The organism is uncultured Campylobacter sp., assembly GCF_938045465.1.
GTDB lineage: Bacteria > Campylobacterota > Campylobacteria > Campylobacterales > Campylobacteraceae > Campylobacter_B.
The window spans coordinates 1-8,504 of the sequence record NZ_CALIBF010000060.1; the positions used below are offsets into that span (position 1 = coordinate 1).

Sequence of the window (8,504 nt, forward strand, 5' to 3'; positions counted from 1 at the left end):
GGTGCGAAACAGAATTGTGATTATACAAGAGCGATGCTTAAAGGGGGCTGAATAAAAAAGATTTTAAACTAAATAAATTTTATGTTCGGCATGTGCTACCACTTCGCCGATGATAGCGCTACTAGCGTAGCCTGCGTTTTTTAAATTTACAAGCGCTCGCGCCGCGTCTTTTTCTGCTACGGCAAGCAGAAGTCCGCCGCTGGTTTGTGCGTCGCAAAGCGTTATGTCCGGCTCGGAATCGACACCCGGTGCGATAAATTTTAAATTTTTATAGCTTCCGGCGGGGATCAGCCCCTCATCAAGGCATCTGAGGGCGCTTTTTAAAAGCGGAATTTTACTAGGATAAATTTTAAAACTCACGCTCTCATTTATCATCTCAAGTGCGTGTCCAAGTAGTCCAAAGCCCGTCACGTCGGTCGCGGCATGTATTTTTAGACCCGCTAGCGCGCCCACGGCATAAAAATTTAACAAAATCATGCTCTCTATCGCGTCACGAAATTCTTCAAATTTAAGAAATTTCGCCTTAATAGCCGTAGCGATGATGCCCGTACCGAGAGGTTTTGTTAGGATCAGCAGGTCGCCTTCGCGCGCTGTGTTATTGCTCCAAAATTTACGCGGATTTACGCGTCCCGTGACGCTAAGCCCGTAATAAATTTCGGGAGTAGAGATGGTGTGTCCGCCCACCAAGACCCCTCCGCACTCTTTGATTTTGTCTTTGCCGCCGCACAGAATTTCGCGCAGAATTTCGTTTGAGAAATGACAATCGTCAAAACCCACGATGTTTAGGGCATTTATCACTTCGCCGCCCATTGCAAATACGTCGCTTAGGGAGTTTGCCGCCGCGATCTGTCCGAAAATAAACGGATCGTCCACCAAAGGGGTGATAAAATCGAGTGTCTGCACGAGCGCAAGATCGTCGCTTATACGAAATACGCTCGCATCTTCGTTGCTGCAGGTGGACGAAAGCAGGCTTGCATTGGGCTCGATTAAATTTCCAAGATTTTCGGTTAGACCCGCCGGGTCAAGCTTGGCGGCTCAACCGGCGGCTGCAATAAATTTCGTTAGGTTAAAATCTCTGTAGATCATAGTTTGATTACTTCGTATTTTGATAGGACGTCCATGATTTCGTATGCGTTTGAAATCTCGCCGATCGCGAGCTTATCGACCAGTTTGTAGCCCTCCAGACAGCTTCCGCAGCTTAAAATTTCAGCTCCCGCTTCGTTTAGCTTTTTGATCGCCTCGAAGCATTCGTGGCCGCGGTTCGTGGTTATAAGCACGGCGTTGTTTACGCAGACAACCTTTACGGGCTTTTCGTCTAGGCTTAGCGCCGCGCCTAAAAATTTAGCAAGCAAGCTCTTTCCGATCGGGCCGCTTCCGCACTGCTCCTCGTTTAGGAATATCACCTTGCCTCTTTTTGGCGCCGTGACATTACAATAAATATCGTCGATACTTTCATCTTTAAGCTCGTCCGTTTTTACGGTTTTTATAAGTGTGTCAGCGCCCGCTTGTGAAATTTGCGCCTCAAAGCCGTTTTTAGCCAAAAAGCGTTTTATGTTTTCACGAGGCGCTACGTCGTTTACTAAAATTTCTAAACTCTCTCCGATTTTTAGCTCGCCGAGAGCTTTTTTGGTGCGCAAAAGCGGTTCCGGGCAATTTAAATTGCGACAATCTAGTTGCATATGTAATCCTTAAAAATAAAATTCTTTGAACCTCAAAGCTAATGCAAGCCGCACGCAAGCAGACCCGCATAAAATTTACCCAAGTTATAAGCGCGGGTACTTCGCTTCAAATTGCGATTTGGCAATCTGCCCTTTATCGAGCAGCTCGCGATACCAGTAGTGGTGAAGTACGTAAACTTCCTCCTCCGGCTTGTGTCCGTCGATCATCGAGTGGATGGCTCCGCTGATCGCAAAGACCGCCATATAGATATGCACAAGCAAAAATACCGCGCAGACCGCACCCAAAAGATTATGAATAATCGCGCTTGCTCTTAAAATTTCGATCTGACTCATACCTAGCGCACTTCTCATCGCAGGGATATCGTAGTCTAGGAAAAACATTGACGCACCCGTCGCTATCATCACTATACCGCCTAAAGTCGCGACCCAAAACCACGCCTTTTGGCCGGCGTTAAATTTACCCGCAGGGATTGCGCGCTTCTTTTTGCTTAGATAGCCGCCCACGATCATCATCCATTTGATATCGTAAGCTCGCGGTAGCATACGCCAAAACCACAGCAAGAACATCGGCACGACGGAGATTGCAAACGCTATCGTAGCCAGTCCGTGAGCGTTTTTACAAAATCTCACGAAAGCGCCGCCGCCGAATTCTTCGCCAAACATCATAATTAAGCCTGTCGGAACCAAGATCGCCCATGCCACGGCCGCTACAAGATGGTATAGTCGCTCAAATTTATTAAATGCATAGATCGGCTTGCCCGCGTGATGATCGAAGTGCTTCGGCCCTATGATCGCGTAGTGCCCAATAAAAGCTATGATTACGCCCAAAACCGCACCAAGAGCCAACCAAGCAAAAAAGCCCGAGCTTTGCAGATGTCCTTGAAATTGCAGAAAAATCGGACCGAAGCCGTTGCCGTAGTTATCGATGTTTTCAAGCCTTGCATTGCCCCAAACATCGCTATTTCCCTGCACGATATCGGCATATTTTTTCTCCTCGGCCTGCGCATAAATACAGGCGAAAAGCGCGAGAAACAATCTTTTCATGGATTTCCTTAGATATAAAATTCAAGCCGATTATATCATTTTTTGCAAAAAATTTTCTTACAAAGCAAAATTACATTTTTGCATTAAGTGTGGCGCTAGTTTCGCCTCGCATACTCGTCGTAGCCGAATTTTTTGATCATTAAAACCTCTCCACGCTCGTCAGCCAAAACAAGATCAGGCAGCTTGATGCCGTTAAAGGTCGTGTTTTTCACGATCGTGTAGTGGATCTGATCCTCGAAAATGACCCGATCGCCGATGTTTAGCGGCGCGTCAAATTTATACTCGGGCTGCCCGCTCTCAAGTCCCACGACGTCGCCTGCAAGGCAGGTGTTTCCGCCGAAGCGATAGCTAAATTTACCGCTCTCGCTCTCGCCGCGCACCGCAGGACGATACGGCATCAGCACGGTATCGGGCATATGAGCTTCAGCGGAAGCGTCTAAAATAGCGATTTTAGCGTCGTTTTCCACAATATCAAGCACGCTAGCGACCAAATATCCGCACTCCCAGCCCACCGCCTCGCCCGGCTCAAGATAAATTTCGACTTCGTATTTTTCGCGAAATTTTTTGATCAAATTTATCAGTAGCTCCACGTCGTAGCCTGCGCGCGTGATATGATGCCCGCCGCCGAAATTTAACCACTTTAGGCCTCTGAAATACTTGCTAAATTTCGCCTCGAAAACCTCGAGCACCCGCTCTAGGCTCTGCGCGCTCTCTTCGCACAGCGCGTGAAAATGTAGCCCCGAGATGCCGCGCAAAAACTCGCCGTCTTGCAAGATCGCCCGCTGCAGCGCTTCAAGGCTCATCCCGAGCCTGCTAAAGCTACCGCACGGATTGTAAGCGTCTTTGGGCGCGAAGGAGGTCTGCGGATTTAGCCGCAAGCCGCACGATGCGCCCGCAGCAAGCGCTTTTGCGCGGTATTTTTGCCACTGCGCGGCGCTATTGAATACGACGTGGTTTGAAATTTTTAAAATTTCGTCCAAATCATCCTCTTTGAACGCTGGCGAGTATGTGTGGATTTCGCCGTTTTTGATAAATTCCGCGGCAAATTTCGCCTCGTGCAGACCGCTGCAAGTGGCGCCCCAGAGGTATTTGTCAACGTAAGGCATCGCGAAGCTAAACGCAAAGCCTTTTAGCGCGCATAGAATTTTTGCGCCGCTTCGCTCGCCTACGCCGCGTAAAATTTCTAAATTTTTTACCAGTTTTTGCTCCTCGCACACGTACGCGGGGGTCGAAATTTCATCGATTTTCATCGTTTTTCCTCATTAAATTTTTACGCAATTATATAAAATTTTATGAATTTTTGGTTAAAATCGCCCAATCTTTAAAAAAGGACAAAAATGGTAGAGATAGAATTTTTAGGGCCGATCGGGCGCGAGCCCCTGCACCTAAACGCAAACTCCTTGCAAGAGGTAAAAGCGGAGCTGCAAAAGGACGAAAGTCTGCGGGAGTGGCTCGCAAACTGCGCCGTAGCGGTAAACGATAAGATGATTTATGATGCGAATTTTGCGCTTAAATCCGGCGATCGCGTGAGCCTTCTGCCTCCTGTTTGCGGCGGCTAAGCTTAGGAAGCGGCGATGAGCGAGGCTAAATTTAATCCGGAAATTTTAAGCGGGATCGAGCCTGAAATTTATGAGGGCAGCTTGAACGTAGATGCGATTTTATCGCGCTGGTACGCTAAATTTAAGGACGTAAATTGCGGCGCGTTTATCACCTTCGTGGGCATCGTGCGCGACGAGGGCGGCATCTGCGCGCTGAGCTTCGATATATACGAGCCGATTTTGCGGACTTGGTTCGAAGCGTGGCAGCAAAAGGCCGCGGCACAGGGTGCATTCGTGCTTTTTGCACATGCAAACGGGGGTGTGCCGATCCACGAAAGCTCCTACGTCGCAGGCGTCGTAAGCCCGCAGCGTAAGGTCGCTCTGGCGCTAATAAACGAGTTTGTGGAGGATTTCAAGGCGGCCGCGCCGATCTGGAAATACGACGTAAAGGGCGGAAAAATCGAGGGCGGCAAGGTAGTAGGCGGGAAGAGGTTCTACGCGGCGGATCGCTCGCAGAAAGTAAAAGGCGCGGGGCTTTTGGGTTAAATTTAAAAGCACGCGCCGCTTAAATTTATAGGCTTGCTTTAATTCAATCAAATTTAATCAAAACGGCGATTGCGCCGACAAGCAAAATTCCGCGTAGAGATACTGCAGAATTTCAAAATAAAGATTTTGTGTAAATTTGGCGGCTGAGGCTAAATTTAAAGCTCAAAATTTCAATCCAACTCCGTGCCCGCGCTCCGATAAGCATGGCAAGCGAGAACTAAAATTTCAAGTCTAAATTTATATCAATTTAATAGATCGGCATTGCTACGGCATTTGATAAATAAAGCAGTAGCACGACGTCGCAAACACTTCAGGATTAAAACAAAATTTAAACCCAAATTCGCGCGCCGTATCCATGAGCACAAATGAAACGCGGTGCTATGAAATTTTAAAATTTCATAGCAAATATAACTATCTATGCCAAACGGCGACTAAAATTTAAACACGCTCTTAGCTTCAGCGATGCGCTCGCCAAGGCTCGTAGCGGTATCTTCGCCACTTGCCGCGCACCTAAAGATCGGCTCAAGCACCTCGGCGAAAAAGCCGTTTAGCCCCTCTTGCATGATCTGCGCGTTATTTTGGTAGCGCGCAAGCCCCATAAATACGCCGTGCCCGATCGTGCCGAGGCTCTTTGCCTCATCGGCGATAAATTTATTCAGCGCCTTGCAAACCGCAACGACCGCGCTTGCATTTACGATCTCGCGATCTCTTAAATAATCCTCAAGCGCGCCGTAATCGCACTCGCATTTGATCCATCTAAACGCCTTCGCAATCGACGGCGAAACGTATTTGTACTCATTAAGAGTGCATAGGACGTATAAATTTTTAGGCACCGCAAAATATGAGCGGCCGTCCTTTAAAACGACGCTTGCGCGCGCTTTTTCGCCCTCTTCAAAGCCGTCGATTACGTGGGAATTTTTCGTGCGGATCAGCGAAAGCTCGTCTTTCTCGTCGTAGCGACGATCTAAAAGCACCGCAGCCTCGCCAAAAATTTTATCCAAACTCGCGGCACTTGCATTGTCGATCAGAAAATAATACTCGCCCTTCGGATCGTTTAGCGCCTCTTTGCACAGCGCCTTAAACTCGCCATTGATGAAACTTGTGCCGTAAAATCCGTCGATGAAATCACGGTATTCAAAGCCTTCGTGCAGGCAAACGTAGCGGAAATTTTTTGTCGCAAGCTTCTTTTCAGTGATCAAAGACCGCAATCTGCGAGTTTTGCCGGTACCGATCGCGCCGTAAAATATCGTATTTTTTGCGACCTCTTCACTTTTGTAGTTTTTGACGTATTCAAAAAATAGCGAGGAGTACACGATCCTAGCCGCACCCACGACATCCTGCGGATACGGGGTAAATTCCGCGATAAATCGCGAACTTACTTCGTAAAATTCTTCGAAAATTTCAACCTTTTCGTCATAGAGCAAAGATAAAATTTGTGCGGTTTCATCGCGATAAACGAGAGTCGGAAACTCATCGTTGCACTGCGCAAGTATGCTAGATAGCAGATAGAGCTTTTCGCGCGAAATTTGCGCAAAATCACCGCCCTCGGCAAGTCCTAAATTTAGCATCCCGTCGTCGCTTAGGTAGCTATCGATCAGATAGAAATTATCGGCATTTATCGCGGATTTTAAAAATTCCATCAGCACGAAGGGCTGATTATGCAGCGCGACGTCGAAAAAATCGATCGCCAAAGCGCTATCCACCGCCGTAAGAAGCCTGTAAAGCTCGTCGTAGAAATTGACTAGCTTTTGTTTGAAAATATCGCGCGCGGTGCGCTCCTGCGAATAACTATTGAAATTTTTAACGATGTTTTCGATAAAAACATAAAGCGAGACGATGTTTTTATCCTCACCGCTAAGCACGCTATCTACGCTTTTTACGGCATTTTTGGGAAACAGCTCCTTTTTGCCAACAATGCGGTCTTTGAAAGCGAAATCATAATAAAACGCGCTGATATTGGAATCAAAAAACTGATCCATAAAAAAATACTCGGCGTGCGCGAATTTCTCGCCTAAAGATAAAATTTTGCAGCTTCTAAGATTGCCGTCGCTAAGATTTATATATAAAGTTTGCAAAAACTCGTTCTCGGTCTCATCAAAGCTTGCGAGGCAGCGCTTTATCTCGCCTAAATACTTTGAAATCGCGGTTTGTTTTTTAAGCCAGAATTGGTTTTTGTTGTGATTTTTCCAGCTGGCGACCAGCGACTCTATCTTTTCCTTGCTAAAATCTTGCATGACTCATCCTTGAAAGATTAAAATTATGTATTGTACTTGAATTTAAATAAATAATTAATAAAACTCTGATCTCGCGGCGGAGCGCGAAAGCAAATTCTATTAAATTTACGCGCCCGCGGCGGTAGGAAATTTTAAAATTTACTGCGCGCTAGATCTATCCGCGACCCTGCACCAGCGGGACGAACTCGCAGGCGCCAAGCTCCTCTTCTTTGATCTCGGACGGCGAAATTTTACTAAATCTAACGATCTTTTGCGAGCCGCCTCTATTCATCGGAGCGACCAAAATTCCGCCTATTGCCAGCTGCGCAAACAGCCGCTCGTCGATCCGCTCGGCGCACGCAGAGAGCAAGATCCTATCGAAAGGGGCGAAATTTTTCCACCCGGCGTTGCCGTCGTCGTGGCGCAGGCTGATGTTTGAAATCCCGAGATTTGCAAAGTGTCTTTTCGCCTCGCCCACCAGCCGCTCGACGCGCTCGACGGCAAAGACGCGGTGAACCATCCTGCTTAAAATCGCCGCTTGATAGCCGCTGCCGCAGCCGATCTCTAAAATTTTCTCGACCTTCGGATCCACGCTTAGCGCCATCGTCATGCGCGCGACCGTCAGCGGCGAACTGATCCACTGACTGGCTAAAATGGGCTGCGCGTTGAGGCTAAAGGCATGCGCGCCCAGCGGAGCAAACTCGCTTCTAGCGACGCTACAAAACGCTTCAAAAAGCGCAGGATTTAAGCTAACCTGCTCGGCGATGTCGTTCGCCATCTTTTCGCAGCGAAGCCGCTCTAGCGAGACCATAGCGCGCTCCCGCCCGACCAGACCTTAAATTTAAAGCCACGAAAGCTTTCGCCCCGTCTAAATTCTGGGCCGCTAAAATTTTTAAAAATTCCCGAAATTCCACTCCGCGCCAAAAGAGCATGAGCTGCGTTTTTTAAATACATAGCGCGGCTAAATTTTAAAAATTTTGCAGGTAATACGCCTTTTGCACTCATCGCGTATCCAAACCGCGCCGAACAAGTATCTGCAAAGTATCCGTGCCGCGATGTGGCAGAGCAAAATTTCAAACCGCAAAATCCGCTAAAAATCATCGAAACTCAAGCTTCCTTTGCTGTAGTTCGTGACCTTGCTCTCGAAAAAGTTGCTCTTTTGATCGTTAAATTTAGAAAAATCATCGACCCATTTTATCGGATGTTTCGCGCCGTATCGCTTCTCAAGCCCGATGGCGAGCAGGCGTTGATCGACCAGGTAGTGGATGTATTCTTCGATGATGTCGTCCGTAAAGCCCATGATTTGATTATCCGTGATGTATTTGCCCCAATCGATCTCTAAGCTCCCCGCCGTCTCGAACATCTCATAAATTTTATCCACGTTGCGCTTATTAAACAGATCGGCGCGCTCCTTGCGGACGGAATTTATCATATTTTGAAAGAGTAGCAGGTGCGTGATCTCGTCGCGCTGTATGAAGCGGATC

The 8,504-nt window shown here is 47.6% G+C and carries 9 protein-coding genes; 2 read left to right on the forward strand and 7 right to left on the reverse strand.

Annotated elements, in window-relative coordinates:
* Window positions 1-63: 63 nt before the first annotated feature.
* From selD to nspC, 4 genes are all read right to left on the reverse strand, one after another.
* A complete protein-coding gene (selD, locus tag Q0413_RS03010) occupies window positions 64-1,083 on the reverse strand; it encodes a selenide, water dikinase SelD (RefSeq protein ID WP_298987172.1) in 1,020 nt (339 codons plus the stop codon).
* On the reverse strand, window positions 1,083-1,679 hold the full coding sequence (gene yedF / locus Q0413_RS03015; RefSeq protein WP_298987159.1) for a sulfurtransferase-like selenium metabolism protein YedF: 597 nt from the start codon (window positions 1,677-1,679) through the stop codon (window positions 1,083-1,085). Before yedF ends, selD begins: the two co-directional genes overlap by 1 nt.
* An 84-nt stretch (window positions 1,680-1,763) precedes the next feature.
* Window positions 1,764-2,723, reverse strand: a complete 960-nt coding sequence (locus Q0413_RS03020; protein WP_298987162.1) for a formate dehydrogenase subunit gamma — start codon at window positions 2,721-2,723, stop codon at window positions 1,764-1,766.
* A gap of 95 nt (window positions 2,724-2,818) precedes the next feature.
* The gene (gene nspC, locus Q0413_RS03025; RefSeq protein WP_298987164.1) at window positions 2,819-3,973 is read right to left on the reverse strand and encodes a carboxynorspermidine decarboxylase; all 1,155 of its coding nucleotides are present in this window, start codon (window positions 3,971-3,973) and stop codon (window positions 2,819-2,821) included.
* 87 nt (window positions 3,974-4,060) lie between these two features.
* Between nspC and Q0413_RS03030 the strand changes: the two genes are divergently transcribed.
* Together Q0413_RS03030 and Q0413_RS03035 are read left to right on the forward strand one after the other, a co-directional pair.
* Window positions 4,061-4,282, forward strand: a complete 222-nt coding sequence (locus Q0413_RS03030; RefSeq protein ID WP_295152823.1) for a MoaD/ThiS family protein — start codon at window positions 4,061-4,063, stop codon at window positions 4,280-4,282.
* A gap of 15 nt (window positions 4,283-4,297) precedes the next feature.
* Complete coding sequence (locus tag Q0413_RS03035) at window positions 4,298-4,807, forward strand: molybdenum cofactor biosynthesis protein MoaE (protein WP_298987166.1); 510 nt, start codon at window positions 4,298-4,300, stop codon at window positions 4,805-4,807.
* 431 nt (window positions 4,808-5,238) lie between these two features.
* On the opposite strand, the gene Q0413_RS03040 is transcribed toward Q0413_RS03035, so the two are convergent.
* From Q0413_RS03040 to Q0413_RS03050, 3 genes are all read right to left on the reverse strand, one after another.
* Window positions 5,239-7,041: a hypothetical protein gene (locus tag Q0413_RS03040; RefSeq protein WP_298987168.1), complete on the reverse strand. Its 1,803-nt coding sequence runs from the start codon at window positions 7,039-7,041 to the stop codon at window positions 5,239-5,241.
* Between the two features lie 154 nt (window positions 7,042-7,195).
* Window positions 7,196-7,831, reverse strand: coding sequence for a protein-L-isoaspartate(D-aspartate) O-methyltransferase (locus Q0413_RS03045; protein ID WP_297896800.1), 636 nt, complete (start codon window positions 7,829-7,831; stop codon window positions 7,196-7,198).
* Window positions 7,832-8,110: 279 nt separating this feature from the next.
* Window positions 8,111-8,504 (reverse strand): ribonucleotide-diphosphate reductase subunit beta (locus Q0413_RS03050; RefSeq protein ID WP_298987170.1); only part of this gene is annotated, 394 nt, incomplete at its 5' end.